13 protein-coding genes are annotated in these 21,378 nt (G+C 36.9%); 6 read left to right on the forward strand and 7 right to left on the reverse strand.

The genetic code is table 11. From position 1 onward, the window contains the following. Positions 1-9: 9 nt before the first annotated feature. Positions 10-303 carry an HPr family phosphocarrier protein gene (locus ACFIJL_RS00470; protein ID WP_375622011.1) on the forward strand — a complete coding sequence of 98 codons (294 nt, stop codon included), beginning with the start codon at positions 10-12 and terminating at the stop codon, positions 301-303. Between the two features lie 625 nt (positions 304-928). Next, positions 929-1,468: an RNA 2',3'-cyclic phosphodiesterase gene (gene thpR, locus ACFIJL_RS00475; RefSeq protein ID WP_375622012.1), complete on the forward strand. Its 540-nt coding sequence runs from the start codon at positions 929-931 to the stop codon at positions 1,466-1,468. A 106-nt stretch (positions 1,469-1,574) separates the two neighbouring features. Here the strand turns inward: thpR and grpE are convergent, their stop codons facing one another. Further along, a complete protein-coding gene (gene grpE / locus ACFIJL_RS00480; protein ID WP_375622013.1) occupies positions 1,575-2,237 on the reverse strand; it encodes a nucleotide exchange factor GrpE in 663 nt (220 codons plus the stop codon). A gap of 124 nt (positions 2,238-2,361) precedes the next feature. Continuing rightward, positions 2,362-3,432, reverse strand: coding sequence for a heat-inducible transcriptional repressor HrcA (gene hrcA, locus ACFIJL_RS00485; protein ID WP_375622014.1), 1,071 nt, complete (start codon positions 3,430-3,432; stop codon positions 2,362-2,364). A 507-nt stretch (positions 3,433-3,939) separates the two neighbouring features. On the opposite strand from hrcA, the gene rdgB reads away from it, so the two are divergent. Then, a complete protein-coding gene (gene rdgB, locus ACFIJL_RS00490) occupies positions 3,940-4,587 on the forward strand; it encodes an RdgB/HAM1 family non-canonical purine NTP pyrophosphatase (RefSeq protein WP_375622015.1) in 648 nt (215 codons plus the stop codon). Continuing rightward, positions 4,584-5,783 (forward strand): radical SAM family heme chaperone HemW, encoded by a 1,200-nt coding sequence (gene hemW, locus ACFIJL_RS00495; RefSeq protein ID WP_375622016.1) that lies wholly within the window; start codon positions 4,584-4,586, stop codon positions 5,781-5,783. Before rdgB ends, hemW begins: the two co-directional genes overlap by 4 nt. A gap of 1,604 nt (positions 5,784-7,387) precedes the next feature. On the opposite strand, the gene dapE is transcribed toward hemW, so the two are convergent. The 3 genes from dapE to ACFIJL_RS00510 form a co-directional block, all read right to left on the reverse strand. Further along, positions 7,388-8,560, reverse strand: a complete 1,173-nt coding sequence (dapE, locus tag ACFIJL_RS00500; protein WP_375622017.1) for a succinyl-diaminopimelate desuccinylase — start codon at positions 8,558-8,560, stop codon at positions 7,388-7,390. Positions 8,561-8,783: 223 nt separating this feature from the next. Beyond that, complete coding sequence (locus ACFIJL_RS00505; RefSeq protein WP_375622018.1) at positions 8,784-9,530, reverse strand: M48 family metallopeptidase; 747 nt, start codon at positions 9,528-9,530, stop codon at positions 8,784-8,786. A gap of 31 nt (positions 9,531-9,561) precedes the next feature. Beyond that, complete coding sequence (locus ACFIJL_RS00510; protein WP_375622019.1) at positions 9,562-10,341, reverse strand: alpha/beta hydrolase; 780 nt, start codon at positions 10,339-10,341, stop codon at positions 9,562-9,564. A gap of 196 nt (positions 10,342-10,537) precedes the next feature. Here ACFIJL_RS00510 and infC point away from each other — a divergent pair, with 196 nt between their 5' ends. Beyond that, positions 10,538-11,056 carry a translation initiation factor IF-3 gene (gene infC, locus ACFIJL_RS00515; protein ID WP_026500140.1) on the forward strand — a complete coding sequence of 173 codons (519 nt, stop codon included), beginning with the start codon at positions 10,538-10,540 and terminating at the stop codon, positions 11,054-11,056. 592 nt (positions 11,057-11,648) lie between these two features. Then, on the forward strand, positions 11,649-13,415 hold the full coding sequence (locus ACFIJL_RS00520) for an ABC transporter ATP-binding protein (RefSeq protein WP_375622020.1): 1,767 nt from the start codon (positions 11,649-11,651) through the stop codon (positions 13,413-13,415). A gap of 1,325 nt (positions 13,416-14,740) precedes the next feature. Here the strand turns inward: ACFIJL_RS00520 and ACFIJL_RS00525 are convergent. Then, positions 14,741-19,399: a translocation/assembly module TamB domain-containing protein gene (locus ACFIJL_RS00525; RefSeq protein WP_375622021.1), complete on the reverse strand. Its 4,659-nt coding sequence runs from the start codon at positions 19,397-19,399 to the stop codon at positions 14,741-14,743. Beyond that, the gene (locus ACFIJL_RS00530) at positions 19,399-21,363 is read right to left on the reverse strand and encodes an autotransporter assembly complex family protein (protein WP_375622022.1); all 1,965 of its coding nucleotides are present in this window, start codon (positions 21,361-21,363) and stop codon (positions 19,399-19,401) included. Before ACFIJL_RS00530 ends, ACFIJL_RS00525 begins: the two co-directional genes overlap by 1 nt. Between the last annotated feature and the right edge of the window lie 15 nt (positions 21,364-21,378).

The following is a 21,378-nucleotide window of genomic DNA, read 5'->3' on the forward strand; positions in this document are numbered from 1 at the left end:
AAAATACCAATGTTTTCCAAAGATACCCTCCCATGTATAAGTCGTCATTTCAATATCTGTAATAAACGTGGGTTGCATGCACGTGCTTCTGCAAAATTTGTACAAACTGTTGACAATTTTAATGTTACTGTTGAAGTTGAAAAGGATGGAAAAATTGTTGGCGGATCATCAATTATGGGACTTATGATGCTAGCGGCTTCATCCGGTTGCAACCTCACCATTCGTGTTTCAGGACCAGAAGCAACAGATGCTCTTAATGCTCTTGAAAAGCTCATCAATAACAACTTTGGAGAGGACAACTAGTGCTTTTTCATCATAAACAAGGATGATGATTCTTAGAAAATAGGAACTTTCTATCATTATTTTGAATTTTAATTTCTCTTCCCGCTTTTATACCAATATTCATATCCATTATAGATTGACATAATTATCATAAATGTAAAAGCTTATAGTAATTTTGTTATGCAAGAATTTTTTTCTTTTCCTAACATTATTTGGCCCATTTGAATAGTTTTGCGTATTATGGCTATTCCCCAACTTAATCATATCATTAAACATTTACAAAAAAGAGAACTCTTCACCTTTGTATGAGAATATGCTTTATTTTAGGCTAAAGATAAATGTCAAAATAATTTCGCACATCAAAAATCTATCAATTTTTCTTATTTTCTGCTCACTTTGTAGCCTTTATAATACACAAGTAATCTTCCATTGCACATCATTGTGATATAGATCATGAAAACGCAATTCTTATCAATGTCATAACCATTTTCTTAAAACGTATAAGCTTTGTACGCTCATAATTATAGTAAGCATTTTTTAGACATTCTTTTTCTATACTATTGCCTTGTTTTCTGTGGTACGTGCCCCGCCCTTATTATCTATATTGCGCTTGGGATAGCATCTTTCATTATAAGGAGATAATATCATGGGTCGTCTATTTAGTGCTCTTCAGATTCCTCAACAAACAACAAAAGCCCTCGTATCATTGCAAAATGGCTTACCAAAAGCACAATGGATCAACCCGCAAAATTTTCATGTAACCTTATCTTTTTTTGGCGAAGTTGAAAGCTCCCTAGAAGATGAAATTATGCATACCTTTAACACTATAGAACTTCCTTCTTTTACGCTACAGATAAAGGGCTTTGAAGTTTTTAGTTCAGAAAATGCTCCCCATTCTCTTGTGGTTCGCATTGAACCTTGTGAAAAGCTTACTCTTTTACATGAAAAGATGCAATATATCCGGAATAAATTAGAGTTAAAGCCTGATGAAAGACTATTTATTCCGCATATCACTCTTGCACGAATATTTGATATTAATCTTAAAGATCTTTCTTCTTATCTATCTTCTCGAGATGATTTTTCGCTCCCTCCTTTTGAAGTTGATCATTTTGTTTTATTGTTATCGGCCTCTCCCTTAAATAAGACTCCCTATATTGTAAAAGGAAGTTGGGCGCTTCAAAGATAAAAGGGTGTTTATAACACCCTTTAAAAACCCTTTAAGAAAAGACTTCATATATGTGTAATTGCAGGGAATGCTGCATTTTATGTTGGAGATTTATTATTGAAGTATTTTAAGCCGAATCAGCTTCAACAGAAGCTTCTTTTGCTCCTCCTTTAGCTACACCCACTATAGCTGGACGTAGCACCCTTTCCCCGATAATATAACCTGCCTGAACCACTTGTTGAACAGTATTATCTGGAACATCAGCATTGGGAATTTCAAACATCGCTTGATGAAAGTGAGGATCAAATTTTTGCCCCTCTGGATGAATTTTTTGCACCCCATGACGTTCCAATGCTGCCATCATGGCACGTTCAGTCATTTCAACGCCTTCTGCCAATGATTTCAAACCAGCATCACTCTCCCGTGCACCTTCTGGAATCGCTTCCAAAGCACGATTGAGATTGTCAGAAACCGATAACATATCCCGTGCAAAATTAGCAATGGAATAAGCTCTTGCATCCGCCACATCTCGCGCAGTACGACGTCGAAGATTTTCCATATCTGCAGCAAGACGTAAAAGCTGATCTTTCAGTTCTTTATTTTCATCCTGCAAAGATGCTAAAGGATCACTGATCTCATTGTTTTCTGTTTCAACGGCTTCGTGTTCCTCTGTTTTATGCGTTTTTAAAAATTCATCGGCTGCCTGTTTAAGTGTATTACGATCAGCTGGATTTTTTAAATTACAATTTTCAAATGAAGCGTCAGTAAATTTGTTTTTTTCATCAGACATAAAAATTTTATTCCTTCATAAGATTCGTTATTCTCGATATCGAAATTCTACAGACAAAAATCAAGGGGTAGCGATGTATATAATACAATGAGCTTTTATAGTACAAATACTTACTTGCATCGTTTTAACGCAATAACTGTGACACAAGTTGAGCTGTATAATCAACCATGGGCACAATCCTTGCATAATTAAGCCGTGTAGGACCAATAACACCTAAAGCACCAATGACTCTTTGTTGTGAATCTCGATAAGGTGCTACAACTAAAGAAGAACCAGAAAGAGAAAATAACTTATTTTCTGAACCAATAAAAATTCTAACCCCAGAACCTTCATCCGTTAAATCGAGAAGCTGTGCCATACTCTCACGCGTTTCAAGATCATCAAACAAATGGCGTAATCGTTCTAAATCTTCTTCTGCTTTCACATCTTCAAGTAAATTGCTACGCCCACGAACAATGAGGTGTATTTTATGATCAGCACCTTCTCCTCCCCAGAGAGCTAATCCCGTTTCAACAAGATGATGCGATAAATCATCAAGCGCAGCCCGTGTTTCTGCGCACAAGCGGGTAATTTCCTCTTTAGCTTCATTCAATGTGCGCCCTTGGATATGGGCATTGAGAAAATTCGTTGCTTCCGTCAATTGTGCATGGGTAACCCCTTCTGGCAAATGAACAATACGATTTTCAACTTCACCTTGTTGAGTCACCAAAACGGCAAGAGCGTGCTCCCTATCAAGGCGCACAAATTCAATATGTTTCAATGTTCCTTCTTGTTTTGTTGCTAAAACAAGCCCTGCCCCACGTGAAAGATCTGAAAGAACTCGACTTGCTTGAACAAGAAAATGTTCAACCGATTGTGCATGACCAGACTCTTTGACTTGCATTTCAATATTTTCTCGCTCTTCGTTTGGCAAATCACCCGCTTCCATAAATGCATCAACAAAAAAGCGTAAACCTGATTGTGTTGGCATTCGACCCGCAGAAACATGTGGTGCATAAATCAAACCGAGATGTTCAAGATCACTCATCACATTGCGAATCGTCGCAGGCGATAATGTCTGTTGTAAAAGCCGCGAAAGATTACGTGACCCTACAGGTTCACCATCATTAAGATAAGCTTCAACAATATGGCGAAAAATATCACGCGAACGTTCATCAAGATATTTTAGTTCATTATCAATAGTTTTGTGCTTCATCACAATTGTTTCACTACTTTTAAAATCCTCATCTCTTATATAAGTTTTGCCAAGGTTTGGTCAAATAGTCTAAAGTAGTATAAAAACATATTATCCTATTGAGCTGTAAAATGCTACCTTTCAAAGTGATGCTTGATAAATTACGCAGGGATATTTTTTGTTAGAGTGTGTGAGAAATATAAGATAAGAGTTGATCTGTAAAGTGGTCTGCTGTAGGGACTTGTCAAGAGAATCTCGATTGATTAAAAACCGCTGTGAATAGAAAATTCACCCTTTAGAGCAAGCAGAAAATTGGAAATTTATCATAAAATGCTATTATAAATAAAGAGGTGTCTTTCATATCTTTGCAAGGTTATCTTCATACAAGATAAAAATTTTATTGGAATAAAATATCATAAAACGTGTAAAATAATCATATCATGTAAAATCAAGCAGAATGTGTATATGAGCATTTAAGTCGGTTTTTAGCACAAAAATAATTCCCCTTTCATTTTTGGAGAAATCTATATGAGAAGCATAGCAGATACAAAACTTGTCATTGCTACACATAACACCGGAAAATTGCATGAAATCACTACTTTAATTACACCTTTCGGTTTAATAATACAATCGGCAAAAGAACTGGGCTTGCCAGAACCAAAAGAAACGGGAAAAACATTTGAAGAAAATGCTTATATTAAAGCTTTTTCAGCAGCAAAAAAAACAGGACTTCCTGCCCTCTCTGATGATTCAGGCTTAGAAGTAGATGCATTGGAGGGTGCGCCAGGCGTTTATACCGCTGATTGGGCAATTCAAGCCGATGGTACACGTAATTTTCCAAAAGCTATGAAAAAAATAGAAAATGAACTCCAAAAAGTCGGAGCACGAGAAAAAAGCCAACGAAAATGCCGTTTTATATCCGTCATTTGCATTGCATGGCCTGATGCTCATGCAGATTACTTCCGCGGATGCGTTGAAGGAACGTTCATTTGGCCTCCACGGGGAGATAAAGGCTTTGGTTTTGATCCTATTTTTTTACCCGATGGATGTGAAAATACCTTTGGAGAAATGTCAACAGAGCAAAAACACAACTGGAAACGTAATGATATTCCCCCTCTTTCACATCGCGCACGTGCTTTCAAACTTTTGGCAGAAAACCTTTTAGCATTCTCATGAATGAACCTTTTGGCATTTACATTCATTGGCCCTTTTGTGCAGCTAAATGTCCTTATTGTGACTTTAATTCGCATGTTCGCATCCATGGTGTTGATCAACCACGTTTTGTCACCGCCTTTAAGCGCGAAATAGAAACGCAATACCACAAAATAGGCCCACGCCATATTACAAGTATTTTTATTGGTGGAGGAACCCCTTCCCTTATGGAGCCGCAAACTGTCGATGCCCTATTGCAAGCACTTGCAAAAAAATGGGTAGTCGATGATAAAGTTGAAATTACATTAGAAGCTAATCCATCCAGTGTGGAAGCAGAGCGCTTTCGTGGATACCGTGCGGCAGGCGTTAATCGCTTATCTCTAGGGATACAAGCGCTCAATGATAAAGCATTGCGCAAACTTGGCCGACTCCATAATGTGGAACAAGCTCTTTGTGCCATTGCTTTAGCACGGCAAATTTTTCCACGTTTATCCTTTGATCTCATTTATGCCCGCCCCGAACAAACCCTTGAACAATGGAAATCTGAACTTGTACAAGCAATTGATTTAGCAGCGGACCATCTTTCTCTTTATCAATTGACGATCGAAGAAGGAACCGCCTTTAAACGGCTTCATGATGCAGGAAGACTTATCCTTCCCCCATCAGAGCTAGCCGCAGATCTATATCATCTTACCCAGGAAATAACAGCACTGCGTGGACTTCCTGCCTATGAAATTTCAAATCATGCCATGCCCGGTGCTGAATCAGCACATAATCTTCTTTATTGGCGTTATCACCAATATGCAGGCTTTGGTCCAGGAGCACATGGACGTTTCATTGAGAACGCACCAAATCATTCCTCTGCCTGTTCAAAAACATCATTATCACACCTTAAAAACCGTGAACGTTATGTCACAATAAATGAAAAGCATCCCGAACAGTGGCTTAATTTGGTAGAAACAACAGGACATGGCTGTATTGAAACAGAACAATTAACCCCTGAGCAACAGGCAAATGAAATGCTCCTTATGGGGTTACGCCTATGCGAAGGCTTAGAACTTATACGCTATGAAACCTTAAGTCCCAAACGCATCCCTATGGAAAAACTGATCGAGTTACAACACCAAGAATTGATAGAAATGGTCGATAACCAACGCTTAAAAGCAACAGCCAAAGGACGTATTGTTCTTGATCACATCATTAGCCAACTCGCAAACTAAATTTTCCATAACAACATATTGATTTTATGCCATAATTATCATTTTTTATAGCAAAAGCGAGACTGAAATATCGTAAGATTCCCTTATTTTAAATCTGTTTATAGGCAATTAATTACAATCATTTGCTTACACCTTAAAAATAGAGAAGCATGTGGATAAAAACTATAAAAAAGGAGTAAAAAGGCCTCTTATGAACACCCTTAAGTGCTAAAAGCTATTGCAATATTTTGAGCTAGAAAGTGTATGGTGCTCTAACTTTATTTTTCATAAACATAAAGATGGGGAGGCATTATAGATTTTATATTACAACATTCATAAGCACCGTAGTAGCACAAATGTGACAAACCTTGAGAAAATTTCTCTAAAACAAGTACGTGAATGCATAATACGACAATGTATTGTTTTTTATGAAATCGTGGCACCATTTAAAGAACCAGAGAAATAAGCATGAAACCATGCATCAATTTCTGATTATTTAAAAAGATATTACTCTAGATAATTTTGAAAACCGTAAAGCTGAATAAAAAAGAAAGTAAAAAAGCACGCTGATTTTCACCTTTATACCTTTATATTTTCCCTCAATCAGGTTGTGGTTGTATGTCTGTTTCAGAGATTACAAAAATAGATATACACAATGCTTTTATCCTATTCTGTTATATAAAAGCTGTTATCGCAAAAAATACTGAACCAATATTTATTTGAGATACGCGGCTGTATGATCGGTATTGGTTTATAGGCCACAGTAAAATCATGAGTTTTATTAAACAAATAATGCACTCAAATGGCAAATATACCAGATATGAATCGAGATTGCTTTGTTAGCGAGCGAAACGTCATTAATCCCATATGATCTTACTTGTATGCGTACATGCTTATGAGTGTCTATACGCGTCCTTTAAGGTTGTTTTATTAAAAAATTGAGAATAATACTAGGACAGTCTTTGATTAAAGAAATCAACGTGCTGCTACAAAAAACTCTGTGTATCTTTATCATAGCCAAGATTAAAGCTGATTAAATAAGCTCACCTTCTATCTCGTAATGATTTTGCAACGGAAGTTCTTGGGGACAAAAAAAGCAAGGTAAATATATGAAATAAAACAAACTTAAAGCGCTTTTCCTATAGTCTTTATTCTAAGAGAATCTAATTGAAATAAGAGGTACCTTTTGTGAGAGCGCAGAAACCATATTAAAACATGAGCTGTGAATGAGTGCATTTATGTTGTACGAACTTTTTACAATAGTAGCATGTTTTTGTGCGTCTTTATAGCTTCAACCTGTCACCACACAATGATGATATAATATTCATTGTTTTCCATATATGATTGCGTGTGACTTCCTTTCTACACTTTAAAGAACGAATATTTTCAATCCAATATGGTCTAAACAATTCTGCTTCTTCAAGCAGGTCTCTTTTGCCTTTTCAATTATGTAATTCACTTAACTAAAGACTCTACAGGCAAGAATCCCAACTTAAGAATATTCATCACTTACTCTAAGACTACTTAATATATTAAGTTTTACGAGTCTCGTATCACCACACCTTAAATGGCAATATCTTATAGCACAACAAGATAAAGGTATTTTTGAACCAGCAACCTTTTCTTTATGCAAAAAATTCAATAATAAAACGCTCATAAATAGTAGTAAGAGTTTCCACTGCATCAAGGGCAACACACTCATCTACCATATGCATCGTTTGCCCTGGTAAGCCAAATTCGACCACTGGGCAATAATCCTTAATAAATCGCGCATCTGAAGTACCACCAGAAGTGGAACATTCTGGTACACTCCCTGTTACACTTTTAATAGCATTAGATAAAATTTGAATGAGTTTATCATTTTTAGTCAAAAAAACATCTCCTAAACTTGGAATCCATTCAAGCTGATAAGAGGGATATTGATCGCTCTTGTTTTTTGATTGCACCAAAGCAAGACGCTTTTCAATTTCCTTCATCAGTGTTTCTTTTGTCCAAAGATCATTGTAACGTATATTAAAACGAACTGTTGTCTGCGCTGGAATAATATTGACTGCCAAATTACCAGTATCGATGGTTGTGAGCTCTAAATTACTGGGTTGAAAATTCTCTGTCCCTTTATCTAAAGCAGTTTGTGTCAATGCTTGAATAAGCTTACTTGCCAAAGGTAAGGGATTGGCAGCCCGCTCTGGAAAAGCAACATGACCTTGGCGACCCTTCACGGTAATGACACCAGAAATCGATCCGCGGCGACCAATTTTGATAATATCACCAACAGTCTTTACGCTTGTTGGTTCTCCCACAAGAGCCGCAGTCCATTTTTCGCCTTTTTTTTCTGCCCATTTGAGAAGTTTTACCGTACCATTAACAGCAGGCCCCTCTTCATCACCAGTAATTAAAAGGCTTACCCTTCCTTTAATGGGTCGTTTCTCAAGAACTCGCGCTAGAGCCGCAATAAAACAAGCGATTCCACCCTTCATATCAACAGCACCCCGCCCATATAATTTTCCCTGATCTATGACAGCTTCAAAAGGTGGATAAGTCCAATCTTCCAATGCGCCTGGCGGTACAACATCCGTATGACCCGCAAACATAAGATGGGGTCCTTCATTTCCCATTTTTGCATAAAGATTTTCAACATTATCTGTATTTTTATCCGTAAAAATAGGGCGCTCGACGTGAAATCCCATTTTTTTCAAAAATTGTTCCAAAGTTGATAAAGCCCCTGCTTCATGAGGTGTAACAGAAGGACAACGAATAAGTGCCTGTAATAGCTGAAGTGGATCTGTAAGAACAGACATAAAAAAACCTTCCCATTTTTTATAAGTCATCGGAACTTAGGGTTATTACGCTGAATTACAAAAAAGATAAAGCAAAACATTGAAGACACTCAGCAAACCAAGCAGGGGAAAACAATCGTGCTGAGAGCTTCAATGGCTTCCTCATTATGCATTGAGCAAGCACACACTCAACAAAACACTCAACAAAAAGTTCCGTTAAATATTGCCTTCATTTGAAAGTTTTTTACGCCTCTAAATTATATGAATCAAAATTAATGGCATGCAGTCTAGGAGCATTTTCTTTCAACCAAGCACGATATGTTTTACTATCAGGACATAGCTCTTCACAAAGATCCCAAAATCTTGGTCCGTGATTCATTTCGACAAGATGAGCAACTTCATGGGCAACAACATACTCAACAACTTCTTTTGGTGCCATAATAAGGCGCCAAGAAAAAGAAAGACGCTTATCGATTGAACAAGAGCCCCAACGACTTCTCGTATCTTTATAACAAATGGATTTGACTTTACGCTCTACCTGATGAGCATAATGTGCCACCAAAGGCGTTATAATAAGTGCTGCTTGTTTTTTCAAAACGTCAGCAATGCGTCTTGGGAGGTATTCTAATTGACCATAAACAATAATTTCAGGCCCTTGCTCCGCATCTGCTGTAACAATTTCTGTTACCCCACGTCCCTCTCTATGCTTGATGGTATGAGAAACACCCAATAAGGGAATTGTCGCCCCCACTTTGAGATAAGCATTTTTATGAGAGATTTGTACATGAGCAAGACGTGCCTCAATCCAAGACCGATGTTTTTCAATAAAATTTTCAACCGCATAGAGATTTATTGCTGGTGGTGTTGTTACACAAATCTCCTGACTTCTGGCATCAATACGTAAGGTAAGACGGCGCGCATACTTATTTTCCCGCACCCGTACAGGTACAGAGCGATCAGAAAAAATAAAATGCTGTTTAGAAATGCTCATATATTTTTATCTTCATCAATAAATGTACCCCTTATTTTGCATTAATCTGATTAATCAAAGATCTCAATACTGTTTCAAGGCAATCTAAATCTTGTGGACGAGAAAAGCGATGATCTGCATCACGAACAAGTGTCAATGTTACATCATGGAGAGGTAAATGATCAAGTAAAGTCAATGTATGCTGATAGGGAATATCTTCATCTTCCATCCCTTGTAGAATATGGACTGGACACCCAACATCAATGCATCCTTTCATAACACAATTTTCGCGCCCATCTTCAATTAATGTTTTTGTAAAGGGCATTGGCTCTGTATCATCAACTGCAGGTCGTTCAATATAGCCTTTTTCCTCCAAAATCTTCCATTCTTCTGGTCCTAATTTTGGTTCCACCAATGTTTGTGTAAAATCAGGCGCTGGAGCAATCAATATCATGCCAGCAAGCTTCTTATTTTTCTGTGCTAGCATCATAGCAAGCCTTAGCGCAATCCACCCCCCCATAGAGGAACCAATCAAAATTTGTGGACCCTCACAATAGGTTTCAAAAGTCGCTAAACTTTCCTTAACCCAACGCGAAATTGTTCCTTGAAAAAAATCACCTTCAGATTCTCCATGTCCAGAATAATCAAAACGTAAACAAGACAAATCATTCTTCTGAGCAAACTGATCAACCAACGTTGCCTTACTTCCTAACATATCGGATTGATAGCCAGTAAGCCAAACCAAACCTGGAGATTGGCGCCCCTTGCGATAGCGTACTGCAAGTGCGGTGTTCTCAAACGAAAAAAACTGACAAGGAATATTTTGATCCATGATTCTTTATCCTCCATAAAACAATTTCTGTAAATTAAGAGAAAAACTTTTATAATCTAAATCATTCCAAAAAGTAATAAATCAAATAATGAAAATAACACGAATTATAGTTGTTTTTAGGTGCATAATTGTATATTAAATTAACTGTAGTTGAATCAAAATTTAAGGAGCATAAACCATTCGTAAACCGTTTAAAATGACACCTACCCAAAAAGACGGACCACGTTCAAATCAGGATATTCGGGTACCTCATGTTCAGCTTATCAATGATGAGGGACAACATCAGGGGGTTGTTGCGATACAAGAAGCTCTTGCTATGGCTGCAGATGCGGGACTTGATTTGGTTGAAATTGTACCAAATGCGGAGCCACCTGTATGTAAAATCATCGATTTGGGAAAATTAAAATATCAAACCCAAAAAAAAGCTGCTGAAACACGTAAGAAGCAAAAAGTCATCGAAATCAAAGAGATTAAGATGCGCCCAAATGTTGATGTCCATGATTATGGAGTCAAACTCAAGGCTGTTCATCGCTTTATTGATCATGGTGATAAAGTAAAGATTACTTTGCGTTTTCGTGGTCGTGAGATGGCTCACCAAGATCTTGGATTAAAGCTTCTTCAACGTGTGAAAGAAGATACAAGTGAAATTGCCAAAATCGAATTGGAGCCAAAGCTTGAAGGCCGGCAAATGATGATGGTGATAGCACCTAAATAGTTTTGCATTGGAATAATATTCGCATGCAATTCATCAAATGAGCGTATAGCTAAATTTAGAAGCACCACATGGAATTTGTTGTGGTGCTTTTAGGGGTTTTATAAGCGTGTATAAATCCTTTTAATAGTGCTTTCTCGATTTATAAGGAGAATTCGTTATTTTATATATTAAATGAGAGAACCCAAACATCTTAAGATCTTCTCGTTTCAAGCTCTTTCTATATGAATCCAACAAAATAATTCTGTTTGCACATCACAAACAGAGATAATGCATACATAAAATTATTAAAAAAAGCAGAAATGCCTTTTGTGAACCATTTCAAGTGCCAAAGGCTATTACAATATGGAAATTAGTAAATAATAATGATGGGACTCGCCCGTACTTTTTATTTAACTAAAGATAGTGATAAACAACACCTTTTCGTTCTACCTTTCACAGAGATTTTGCACTGTATTTCTTTACGCTCGCCGTCGTGAAATTGATGGATGAACCTTGAAAGAAAAGGCTATTTTTGTACAAAAGATTAATGGATTTTTTTAATTAAGAGTGCATCAATCTTGCATAAAACAACAAGAAAATATAGAAGCACTTTATGGACAAAAAACAAATTTCCTCTTTTGATAAACATCTTATTATCCGTCTTTTGCGAGAAAATTTTCATAAACATGCGCGTTGGTACAGTGCGGCTATTTTCTCAATGATCATCATTTCTGGTACAACTGCAACGAGTGCATGGATGATGCGTGATGTTGTTAATCAGATTATTGATGCGCAAAATTTTCCTATGATCGTTTTAATTTCTAGCATCATTGCTTTTATCTTTATTCTCAAAGGAGTTGCAACTTTTTCCCAAACTTATTTTCTAAACAAAGCCGGAAATAGTATCATTGCTGAACAACAACGCAAAATTTTTGCCCGACTTATGGAACAAGGAGTCTCTTTTTATCATAATAACACTTCATCTGATCTTCTTGTTCGCGTAACCCACAATGCTACAGCTGTACGTAATATCATTGATACTATTATCACAACTTTTGTACGTGATTTGCTTTCCGTTAGTGGTTTGTTGCTTGTCATGTTTATTCAAAACTTTATATTAGTTTCCATTACTTTAATCATAGGACCACTAGCTTTTTTAGGCGTTCGAATGGCTTTAAAACGCGTTCGCCGCCTTATGGAAAAAGAGCTCCTTTCACTTGGTGAAATTATAAAAATCGTACAGGAAACTGCTGTTGGCATTCGAGTCATTAAGGCTTTTTCACTAGAAGAAGTCATGAAGAAAAGAATGGATAAAGCTATTTGTGATGTTGAAAAACAAACAAATAATATTGCAACACTCGAAGCTATTACAAATCCGATTATGGAAACACTCACAGGTGTTGCCATTGCTGGTATTATCTGTTTTTCCGGTTACCTTGCAACCCAACGCGCAGGTGTTCAAGGTGAATTTATGTCTTTTATTGTTGCCTTACTTTTAGCTTATGAGCCCGCAAAAAGACTAGCAAATGTACGTGTAAAAATTGAATCTGGATTGGTCAATATCCGCACGATGTTTGAAATACTCGACCATCCTCTTACAGTTATAGAACATAAAGAAGCTAAAGATCTGAATAAAACGCAAGGAGCTATTCGCTTCGAACACGTTTCTTTTGCATACACTGAGAACAAAATGGTATTGAAAGACATCAACCTAGAAATAGAAGCTGGAAAAATGACAGCATTGGTGGGACCATCAGGTTCGGGAAAGTCTACCTTTATTAACCTTATTATGCGACTCTATGATCCCACAAAAGGACGCATATTAATTAATGATCAAGACATCCGCTACACAACATTTCGCTCTCTGAGAAACCTGATGGCCTATGTAGGACAGGATACTTTTCTCTTTCAAGGAACTGTTAAATATAATATCGGGCTTGGAAAAGAAGGGGCTAGTGATGACGAAATTATCGAAGCAGCAAAAGCAGCAAATGCTCATGACTTTATTATGCGTTTGCCAAATGGTTATGATACACAGATAGGTGATAATGGCTGTAATCTTTCAGGGGGGCAAAAACAACGACTCGCTATCGCTAGAGCAATGATTCACGATAGTGAAATTCTGATTCTTGATGAAGCAACAAGTGCGCTTGATTCACACACCGAAGCACAAATTAATGAAGCCATTCACCACCTTACTAAAGGACGCACAACGATCATTATTGCTCATCGCCTTTCAACGATTGCTCGTGCTCATAAAATTGTGGTCATACAAAATGGACAACTGATTGAACAAGGTACTCAAAAAGAATTGCTCGCAAAAGAACATGGGTTTTATAAAAAACTTCATAATATCCAGTTCAAAAAACATACCCCCTAATTTCTAGATCCTTAAATAAGATTTGAAATAAAAAATGGATAGAAGGTAACACCCCATTTGTGGAACAGAAATGTTACCAAGGAAAAGTGTTACTTCAATCAAGGATTGGCAAAAAATTTACGGCTTATTAAGATATAAACTTTTTGAATTTAGATGAAAACTTCACCCGCTTATTTTATGAATGCCATTGATTTTAATAATGAAACTTGAGAACAAAAACCTTTATCCTTTACTTACACAAATTATAAAATATTCGTAAATATTGTGAATCCTAAAAGAAGGATAGCATCAAGTTTAAAAAAAATTGCTGTGGATTATGATAATGAATCTGGATCGATATCACTTTTTTCTGTATTGATAATTTTTTCTCCACACATCTTAAAGGACAAAGTTTCTTATCCCATCTGATCTGTAAACAGCCCAAATTCTTATCGAATTTGTTCTACCTGATAACGACTTATGTGATTTACTTATACAAGGCTCAACGAACAAACCCTATTCTAAATATTCACCTCGCGCTTTCAATGGCAATATATTGATTTATAAAAATAATTCATTTTTGCATGTTGAATGAGAGTCTAGAATAACGTAAGATCCTCTTATTCCCAACCTGTTTATATTGAATCAATCAAAACCACTTGCTTGCACATAACAAGCAGGATGAATGTATGGATAAAAACTGTACAAGAAAGGACTAAAAATGCCTCTAATGTATCATCTTAATGCAGAGGCTATAGCAACTACCAACGAGTTGGAAAATATAACGATGTGCCACCATAAGCGTAAAGATGGAGGGAGCAAATGGAGTTAGCGTTATACCATTCACGAGCGACAGCGTGAAATGAGCTTGGAAGCAATGAGAAATATTTCTTTAAAATAAGCGCGTGAATTTGCAACACAATGGTGTTCTGCTTTGAGGGCTTTCGTCATAAGAAAAGTGATCTCATTCAAGAATACAATAAACAAAAATGTGAAATAATAGGTCATTTTCATTATTATAAAAATATTGCTTCAACTGCTTTTGAAAATAAAATCTATACCCTATGAATTCTACATTATACTCTTCAGACAACAGCATGAAATGGAATTGAGAATGAGGTATTTCTCTAAAATAAATATATAGCAGCAAAATAACATACTATCTTTCGTGAAGATTTTGTCCCTTTAGAGAATCGCATAAACAAAAAATCGAATATTTCAGATAGTTCTCTTCACGCCTCAACAAAAAGCTTCTTCTTTTACAGGATTTCTAGTCTATGCCTCCTTCCTCAGATTTAGAAATGAGAGACAAAAAACGAAGAAATTGTTTTTTTAAAATTCAATCTTTAATAATCTCTTTCATAAAAGAGACCTATACTAGAATTTTGTTCATTTCCTATGGCACCTTTAGCTTTGAGATGACGCGAAATATCTAAATTAATTGTCCCTTTCGTCGTTCCATCAGACCCTGCTTCAAAGCCCAAATAAATATTATTGTGTATGTAGCGTCCAATACGTAAGCCTGTATTCCCCTTCTCATTAACGATAACATCAAGATCATCAAGTCCAATTTTAGTTCGTAAAGTATTCAACAAAGATGTACTAGAACTACCTGCAAGATCAGCCGCTGCTGCTGCAAGTTGAGCAATCTGAAATGGTGATAATTCATTAAGAGAGCGTTTAAAAATCAAACGCGCCAAAATCTCATCCTGAGGCAAATTTGGTTGTGATGAAAAATTAATATCAAGATTATCAACCGTCCCACTTACAGTTACAGTGACGCGAATATCACCACTGTTATTGTTGGTTACAAAATAAACCGTAGGATTAAGATTACCACTAAAACTCGCTTGTCCTTGATCAAAATTAAGACGTTGCGACAGGATATCAAAACGTCCACGAATCATTCTAAATTCACCAACTGGATGCACATCATTCAATGGACCTGCTAGATTAATGCGTCCTCCCAGTTCTGCATCTAAGCCTTTTCCGCGTACAAAAAATTGATTGCGTGCTGTAATACGCATATTTGATAGCACGACAGATGAAGATTCTTGTGTAACTATACGGCTTTTGCTTTTGTTCGTGTTCTTAACATCAGCACGTTCAAGTGTTGTTTGAATCGATTTAGTTAAATTCTTATTTCTAACATCAAGAAATTTTGCACTTTTAAAATGATCAGGAACAAAAACTTCAGCTTTTTCAACGATGATATCACCACCAAGAACAAGACTATTTAAAAAATGGCCTGTCATTGTCATCTCACCTGATAATGTTGCCAGAATCATAGAACCATCATTATAATTGGCATTATCAAGATGAAATAGCAAATCTGTCTCTAGACCATTAGAGATACGACCTGAAGCAGAAATTCCTCCCCCCTCAAACGAAGAAGCTGAAGCTTTTTCTATAAGGATATGATCACCTTTCAATTTGCCTTCAATTGTTATATTATTTAATCCTACATTTGTTTGTGAATCAAAAAAGCTACCGTCGCCTATAGAAATATTTCCTATCAATTGTGGCTTTGATAATGACCCATTAAGAGCTGTATCAATTCTTGCTGTACCCGTTATATGTGCACCACGCTTAGCTAATAAGAGATTAACAAAATCAAGAGGCATTATCCCTTTAACGTTTAATTTTGCCTCTGAACCATTAAGAGATACAGGCCCATGGATGGAAAGATCTAATCCTTTATCTCCAGTAGCTATCATATTTTCAATATGAAATGTCGATTTTTTATAAGAACCACGAGCATTTATATTGATTGACATCGGTCCTTTATGCGTCATAGCGGTTAAATTTTGACTAGAAAGCTCAAAATGAGCAGATGGATCCTTCATTGTTCCGCCAATATCAACTTTACCTATCACTGTCCCATCAAGCGCTTGTCCTGCAATAAAACCATTCGCCAAACGTGCAGATAAATTTTGCAAATTAATATGAAGATCAAGCGCATTTTTCTCTAGAGATACACGCCCCTGAGCTTGTGCTTGTACTCCTTCTCCTGTTAAATTTGCATTCAAAGTAAGATTTTGATCTACAGTGTTTCCCGTAGCAGAAAGAGAAAAAGGCATAATTTTTTTATCTTGAAAAGCAACGGTTGTCAGTCCCTCACCTTTTATATCGTAAGTTATATCAGGTTTTTTTAAATGACCACGAATCATAACCTGCCCTGTTACACTCCCTGCTGCACCAAGATCGGATTTCCACAAATTGACTAAAGTAGCAGGAAGGGCATTCATTGTAAGTTGTAAATTCAGGGTATCTTGAATATTTCCTGCTAAGATGATGTTGCCCCCATTTATTGCAATTCCTAATTCATTGATTGTCATTCCATCTTTATCAAAAGAGATTATAGATGGCTTCGGCAATGTTGCATGAAAAGTATGTTGTTTTAAGTCCACAGCTTCAATTTGCACTTCTCGTTTTATACTTTCTGGAAGTTCCTCAACCATTAAACGACCAGAAAGCCGTGCATTGAGAGTATCATGCAACATCGCCTGGACAGTAAAAACCGTTTGTCCATTATTCCTATCAGCGTGAGCATTTAAACGATTGACCATTACCAAAGGTGTTTGAATATGTTCTGCATTGATAACTCCTTCAAACTGAGTCATGCCAAAAGGATCGAATATGTCAGCATCTATTGCCAATTTTTTTATTTTATTCTTGGAAAAATTCAAATGGTTAACATGCGCCTTCACATTGGTTTTTTGTCTGCCATTTTGTTCATCAAAAATAAAATCTCCTTTTACTTTTCCACTACCATCCTGCAAAAATAACGCTGAAAGTACGGAAATATCATCGGCATCAATATGCAGCGCTCCTTTCAAAAAACCGCCAAGTTGTTGAGAAAGATCACCCGTTATTTTTGCACTTCCCCCCCTAATATCGATATTTTCAAGTTTTCGAATTTTATGAGAATCTTCAAAAGAGGCCGATAAATGCAAAGGTTTCTTAGCAAAAATCCCTTCACCCTTTACCACCCCCGTTAAAGAAGTAACTGATGCCGTATTATCTACAAATGCATCTATGTTAAATGTTGTGTTTTGAAGTTTCTTCCCCATGAAAAACGCTTCAGCCACATTAGCACGTGTATTGAGTCTTATATGGCGATTGCGCCCTCTCGCCGTACTTTGAATTGTAAGTGCACCACTTATCTTCGGATCTAATTTGGACAAATCAGATATTTGAGCAGATAATTCCATTTTAGCGCTTTCATCTGAAAAATAACCATTAGCCTTTATGTTTGTATATTGATTTTTCAAATTCCAATGACGTAAAGTGAAGCCCTTTGTATTTCGAGCAGCTCCACCTGAAAGAGTAGTATTTCCTTTGAATAAACGATCAAAAAACTGCATGCCTATTTTCATATCGTCAGCCATTCCTGATAATTGGAGATCAAAAATGCCACTCAATAAACTGATCGTTCCTTTGGCTTTAATATCTGCACTACCAGAAAGTGATTGTTTACTGAACACTTCCAAAGGAGTTAATGTTTGAGCTTTTAAACCGAGATCGCCTTTAAAAACAAAATTCTCCATTGTCCCTTTTAACCAAGAAGAAAAACCCTGAGCCGTAACACTCAGATCATGAATCAAAATTGGTTTGTTCGAAACAATATCCGTATCTAAATGCACATGAACCGCTTGGCTTAAATTTTCTACTAACGCTCCCTTAATCTTTTTAACCCCTTGAAGCGTCCCTTTAACCTGAACACCAACATGACGAGAAGCTGCATTATCAAGATTTTCGCTTACTCCTCCCATATCAAAAATTGCATCACGAATATAAATATTTTTATTGCTTAAATGACCTACAACCAACCGCCCATTCCAAGATTGTTGCCCTTCGCGACCATAGTCAATGTTCAAAGCAAGAGTATTCGCAGGTTTTGGCACTTCTGATATAGGTAAATGAATAGACTCCTTTTCGTTATCAAGAGCCATTTTGCCATCAACAAAAAGCCGTCGCAAGAATCCATCGGCGGCTATTTCAGCATTGGCTATAACATTCATTGCTTTGTTCTGAATAACCATCTGATCAAGGTGTGTCACACCTTCTTTTGTTCTTCTTGCCTTTGCTTTTAATGTTATATCAGATTCGAAGAGACTACGATATTGAACAGGTATTAAAGGGCTCAGTGTTCCCTCTAATTTCGTAGAAAAACTCTGTCCTTCTGGAACGCTTGCAAGAATAACATTACCATCTAAAATAGAATGATGATCGGATTCTAAAGAAAGTTTGATAACCAAATCATCAAAAGTACCATCACCTTTCACGACGAGACTTAATGCTGGACGTTGTTCAATGTTAAAAATATTCGCCAAAATACCATTTTGTGGTTCGTTAGCAGAAATATCAATTTTAGCTGTACGATTACTATCAGATATCTTGGTGAGAACAGAAAAAGAACCCAGTGTATCTAAACGATGCGCCGCTATATCGATATCAAAATTACCACTAGCCAAAGTGAATTTGCCTTTTAAGGACATATCAGCAGAAAAACCAAAAAGATTCTGTTCAAATGTCACATGTTGAGCTGTAAGTGTATTGATAGAAAGAGCAAGTGGCAATTTTGGTAAAGAGAACTTACCCGTCTCAAGGGAAGAAACAAAAGAAGAATTGCCTTGCGGTTTGCGTAAAAATGTAACCTGTTCTGCCGAAAGCTGGTTAATATCCATCCGCCCTCTCAGCAACGCTAGACGATTCCAATCCATTTTAGCATTGGTAATTTTAAGCCAAACCCCTTTTTTATCACTGACAGTAATAGTATCAATTGATGTTTGAGAAGACAGTATCCCTTGCATATTGTGTAAACGAACTTGACGATTAGGCGCTGAAAGCTTTCGTTCAATTAAAGAAACAAACCATGAGCGATCATCTGTTTTCATTTCGCTAGAGGGAAGAATGTCTCCTCTTTGCGCAAAAACAAAACCACCCACCCCAAAAAACAAAAATACAAAGAAGAAAGCTGATAAACGTACACCTTTTTTCATTAAAATGCTTGCCCTATACCCACATAAAAACCAATGCGAGGGTCACCCTTCTCTCTCTTTAAAGGAAAGGCTAAATCAACGCGTAAAGGACCAAGACCCGTCATATAACGACCTCCTATACCGGCTCCCCATTTAATTTTTTGAGAAAAATCAAAATTCGCCTTTTCCCCTACTAAACCTCCATCAAGAAAACCGACAAACCCTATTTTATCATTTAAAGAAACACGCAATTCTGCTGCCCCCTCAATAAGCGACCGTCCACCAACAACCGCATCATCTTCTGTTTTGATACCAATATTACGGTAAGCATAACCACGAACAGAGCCCCCACCACCAGCAAAAAAAAGCGTACTTGCGGGAACTTGTGCTGTATCATTCCCAAGAATTGTACCAAGCTTCGCCCGTGCAGCAACAACAAAACGACCCCCTTCATCCAACGCCCAATAAGAACGACCTTCTGCTGTTACTTTTGCAACAAAGTTGCTAAAACGCATCTCATAAAAAGGCTCAATGAAAACTTCACCATATAAACCTTTTGTTGCATTAAACTTACTATTACGACTATCGTAAATCAAACCGCTAGGGAAACCTATTGTTGTAAAATTACGGCTCCCAAAATAGATATCACGTGAATAACCATTTGAAACTTCTACAGCAGCCTGTCCCGATAGATTACCATTGAAAATATGCGTAATACCTAATTTTCCTTTGATGGCTTTTGTCGTATAATTTTCTAAAACATCTTGTTGTATTTTTAATTCTGACCTGAGATCCGTATCTGGCGTGAGTACACCGGGCTTTACAAATGTGCCACCGAAAAGATAATCAAAATTTTTAAAATTATATGATTGCTTTTTATTGCTACCAACACCACTTATTTTTGTTTCAATTTTAAGAGTCTCTGCATGACCAAAAAGATTGTTATGCATCCAATAAGTCTCAAAACCAGCACCGTCTAAAGTTGAATAGCTACCGCCTACACCAAAACGACGCGGTTTACGTTCTTGTACAACAAGCGTAAGCGGTAAACGTCCATCTAGATTAATAGTATCAGCCTCACGTATATTGATAGCACGAAAAACACCAAGGCGCGCAAGACGTTCATTTGCCTTAGCTAATGCATCGGAATCGTATATCTGTCCTGGTTTTAATCCGGTCATCCACGCGATATAAGCTGAATCTACACGTGGTTTCTTACTTATATTACGCACGCTTAAAGGACCATAATAAGCCTTTTGTCCAGGACTAACAACAATCCGTCCTTCAACACGCAACGCAGCATGGTCAGCCACGACTTCACTCTTCATAATTTCAGCTTTAGCATAACCTTGTTGACGCCATCCTTCTATCGCCCATTTTTCTGCTTTCAAAATGGTTTCAGATTTAGCAATAGCCCCAACTTTATAGCCCAATTCTTCAATTGTGGGCATTTTATGCGCTTTACGTTTTTCAAACGGAGCTACTTTATCAATATTGGCAATACTAAAAACATATTGTGGACCAGCATTAATTGTAATAACAATATTGGATTGTGCTGGAAGTTGAGTTACCGGACTTAAATCAGCGACTTCTAAGCCATTAATTTTAATACTAATAACACCACCATAGCGTCCATCAGCATAAAGAGCTGAAAGAATTGCTCGATAATCTGAACGCGCCTTCGCTAGCAAACCAGAAGAACTGGCAGATGCTTTCTCTTTATCAGCAACAAGAGAAGAAACAGATTTAACTATTTTTATACCTTCTAATGGTGCACCTGGCGGTGCAACAACATCAACTTTATAAAATTTCTCTGTACTTTTGGCATAATGTGAAGAAGAATTTGTTTTCTTTTGACCAAAAAGAGGGATGCCGAAAAAATCAAATGCAGCAAGTGGCTGTGGAAAAGTAAAAGTAAAACACAAACCTATAAATACACAGCGCACAGTCCCTGATTTTAACAAAATTCTTGTCTGGTATACCATAAAATCAGATACCTT

Origin of the sequence: Bartonella sp. TT119HLJHH (assembly GCF_042193385.1) — a bacterium.
Lineage (GTDB): Bacteria > Pseudomonadota > Alphaproteobacteria > Rhizobiales > Rhizobiaceae > Bartonella.

Excerpts from the sequence above, each read along its gene's own strand:
- ACFIJL_RS00470 (WP_375622011.1), top strand. The coding sequence starts at position 10 with ATGTTTTCCAAAGATACCCTCCCATGTATAAGTCGTCATTTCAATATC.
- thpR (WP_375622012.1), top strand. The coding sequence starts at position 929 with ATGGGTCGTCTATTTAGTGCTCTTCAGATTCCTCAACAAACAACAAAA.
- grpE (WP_375622013.1), bottom strand. The coding sequence starts at position 2,237 with ATGTCTGATGAAAAAAACAAATTTACTGACGCTTCATTTGAAAATTGT.
- hrcA (WP_375622014.1), bottom strand. The coding sequence starts at position 3,432 with ATGAAGCACAAAACTATTGATAATGAACTAAAATATCTTGATGAACGT.
- rdgB (WP_375622015.1), top strand. The coding sequence starts at position 3,940 with ATGAGAAGCATAGCAGATACAAAACTTGTCATTGCTACACATAACACC.
- hemW (WP_375622016.1), top strand. The coding sequence starts at position 4,584 with ATGAATGAACCTTTTGGCATTTACATTCATTGGCCCTTTTGTGCAGCT.
- dapE (WP_375622017.1), bottom strand. The coding sequence starts at position 8,560 with ATGTCTGTTCTTACAGATCCACTTCAGCTATTACAGGCACTTATTCGT.
- ACFIJL_RS00505 (WP_375622018.1), bottom strand. The coding sequence starts at position 9,530 with ATGAGCATTTCTAAACAGCATTTTATTTTTTCTGATCGCTCTGTACCT.
- ACFIJL_RS00510 (WP_375622019.1), bottom strand. The coding sequence starts at position 10,341 with ATGGATCAAAATATTCCTTGTCAGTTTTTTTCGTTTGAGAACACCGCA.
- infC (WP_026500140.1), top strand. The coding sequence starts at position 10,538 with ATGACACCTACCCAAAAAGACGGACCACGTTCAAATCAGGATATTCGG.
- ACFIJL_RS00520 (WP_375622020.1), top strand. The coding sequence starts at position 11,649 with ATGGACAAAAAACAAATTTCCTCTTTTGATAAACATCTTATTATCCGT.
- ACFIJL_RS00525 (WP_375622021.1), bottom strand. The coding sequence starts at position 19,399 with ATGAAAAAAGGTGTACGTTTATCAGCTTTCTTCTTTGTATTTTTGTTT.
- ACFIJL_RS00530 (WP_375622022.1), bottom strand. The coding sequence starts at position 21,363 with ATGGTATACCAGACAAGAATTTTGTTAAAATCAGGGACTGTGCGCTGT.